At 34.1% G+C, this 2486-nt stretch carries 3 protein-coding genes; 1 reads left to right on the forward strand and 2 read right to left on the reverse strand.

Going from position 1 to position 2486, the window contains the following annotated elements; translation table 11 throughout:
* On the reverse strand, positions 1 to 497 hold a 497-nt coding region (locus HU235_RS19245; protein WP_174881258.1), incomplete at its 3' end, for an MFS transporter.
* A gap of 478 nt (positions 498 to 975) precedes the next feature.
* Here HU235_RS19245 and HU235_RS19250 point away from each other — a divergent pair.
* Positions 976 to 1260: a hypothetical protein gene (locus HU235_RS19250; RefSeq protein ID WP_095300081.1), complete on the forward strand. Its 285-nt coding sequence runs from the start codon at positions 976 to 978 to the stop codon at positions 1258 to 1260.
* Positions 1261 to 1418: 158 nt separating this feature from the next.
* Here HU235_RS19250 and hisC read toward each other — a convergent pair.
* Positions 1419 to 2486: histidinol-phosphate transaminase (hisC, locus tag HU235_RS19255; RefSeq protein WP_174881259.1), on the reverse strand; the 1068-nt coding region annotated here is incomplete at its 5' end.

Below are 2486 nucleotides of genomic sequence, written 5' to 3' on the forward strand. Positions count from 1 at the left end.
ATATAGAGTCGGACCGTTTGTTCCCATCCAATTGTTTTTGCCAACACTGGTGCGGCAAATGTTGTTATTGCTGTTCCGATATTTCCTGCACCATATATTCCATTAATAAAACCATGCTTTTCTTTACTGTAATACTTTGGAAGGGAGGTAACACCAACAGAAAAGACAGCTCCACTTATCCCTAAAAATAGACCTCCTAAAATTAAATCAAATAATGAATTTGCGATACTAATATAATAAACAGGAAAAATTAAAAGGATAAAACTAATCGTGAAAATAATCCTTGCTCCAAATCGGTTAGTAAAATATCCGATCGGAATTCTAAGAATCGAACCTAAAATAACAGGAATCGCTGTTACGAGTGCAATTTCTTGTTCAGTTAAACCGATATCCTGTTTGATATTTGGCATAAGAGATGAAATTAACACCCATACCATAAATCCTGCGGTTAAACTTAAAGTTTGAAGAGGAAGCTGAACTTTTTGACGCTTCATCATGAATTCTCCTTTCGAGCTCTTTTTTTTAAGTTGACTCTGCTAAAAATTGCCGACACTAACCTTTAAAAACCATTTGTGCCAGATACCTTTAACTTAGCCATATTTTTAAAGGTATCTTAGCAAACCAGTTTCATTCTGTTTGTGTAAAATATCACATTTAAAGAGCGTTTTTAAAAAGGTGTAACATTTTCGCAACAAAAAACCTACCCAAGCATTTTAGGGTAGGCATTTTATCATCCTTTTTTACATTATGCTGTGAATCCTTGTTGTTTATTTCCTATTTGCAGCATTTGCTTTTCACGGACATTTCGGAACCCTGCTTAAGAGCATTAGCCCTTTAAGGCCTCACTGTTTTCTATCAATTTAATTGGAAACATTTTAGCATAGCATTTTCTCCTAAATTCTACTAATCTGTAAGATATAAGCTTTAAAACTAGCTTGATAGCTCCAATAGCTTATAGAATGAGGAGATAAAAAAATGAATTATTCAACTGTGCAGCAAATTATGAATAGTCCTGATACGAATCAGGCCGTAAAATATATTAAAAAGCTATGGTATGCGAAGGAAGAAGGCTATTTGTCATTTTCAAATAACTATCATTGTTATAAAAATGAGGTCATGCATTTACGAGCATATGCACCTGATAATTGGAAGTTGAACATAGGAGATCGTTCCTTTTCAATTTCAAAGCAAATTGATAATCATGGTATTTGTAAAGTGACGATATTTGCCAACGGAAACATATCATATACAATACATTAAAAAATCTCAGACAAATTCTGAGATTTTTTTGTTATGTTATTGCTTTAATTCATTTTCGAGCTTTGTTTATTGAAAATATGAAGAACCCTGTAATGGGGGGTACCTAATGAAATTGGCGGTCTCCACTGTAGTCAAAGATAATAGTTTTAGAGAATCCTTTACTTTCCTTCTTTTATAATAGAGCAAACCACATTAAACAAAATCTCCATTTCTTCCTCTGTGCCTACTGAAATACGCAATTTATCCTTCAATCGAGGGGAATCAAAATAACGGACGTATATGTTTCTTTGAATGAATGCTTCATATAGCTCTTTTGCTGTCTTGTTTACATGGCTAGGAGGTGTACATAGGATAAAATTCGTTTCAGATGGTAAAACGGTAAACCCTAACTCTTTTAACCTGGCACTAAAACGATCACGAATTTGTTTAATCCTATTAATTGTTGTATTCAAGTACTCCTTATCTTTTAAAGCAGCTAATGCAAGCTGTTGACTAATCGTATTAACATGATAAAGATTTTTACTTTTTTCTAATGCAGCTATAAACTGAGGATTTGAAAAACAATAGCCAATGCGAATTCCACTTAGTGAAAATACTTTTGAAAATGTTCGTAAAACAATCACATTATCATATTGATGAATGAGTGGAACGGCTGAATTTTTAGGATCGGCAAAATCGATATATGCCTCATCGATAACAATAAGACCTGAGTAATGACAAACAAGGTACTCGATATCGGATGATGGTAACAGTAAACCTGTTGGGGCATTTGGATTAACAAGGATAATTGCGTCTGCATTCGTTTTGATCAGTGAGTTAAGATCAATTGCATAATCCTCACGTGTCGGAATTTTCACACATTCAACTTGAAATCGTGCCGCAACATTTTCGTAAAGTGAGAATGTTGGATCAGGTAATGCAATTCGCCCTTGAGCTCCAATAAAAACGGTAAAAAGTAACGAAATAATTTCACTCGAACCATTCCCACAAAAAACCTGTTCTGCCTTTACAAAATTTTGCTTTGCTATTTCTTCACAGAGTTCCTGGCATAGCTGATCCGGATATCTTTTTAATGAATCAACCTGAATAGATTGCAATGCCTCAAAAACTCGCTTAGACGGTGGAAAAGGATTTTCATTCAAGTTCAATTTAATTGCCCTTTGATCAGCTGGTTGTTTTCCAGACTGATAAGAAGGCATTTCCATAATATGAGGTAGAATATAAGC

It is taken from the genome of Metabacillus niabensis, from assembly GCF_902829255.1.
GTDB classification, from domain to species: Bacteria; Bacillota; Bacilli; order Bacillales; family Bacillaceae; genus Metabacillus; species Metabacillus niabensis.

What these genes read in the sequence shown, in the direction of transcription:
- HU235_RS19250 (WP_095300081.1), top strand. Translation starts at nt 976, where the DNA reads ATGAATTATTCAACTGTGCAGCAAATTATGAATAGTCCTGATACGAAT.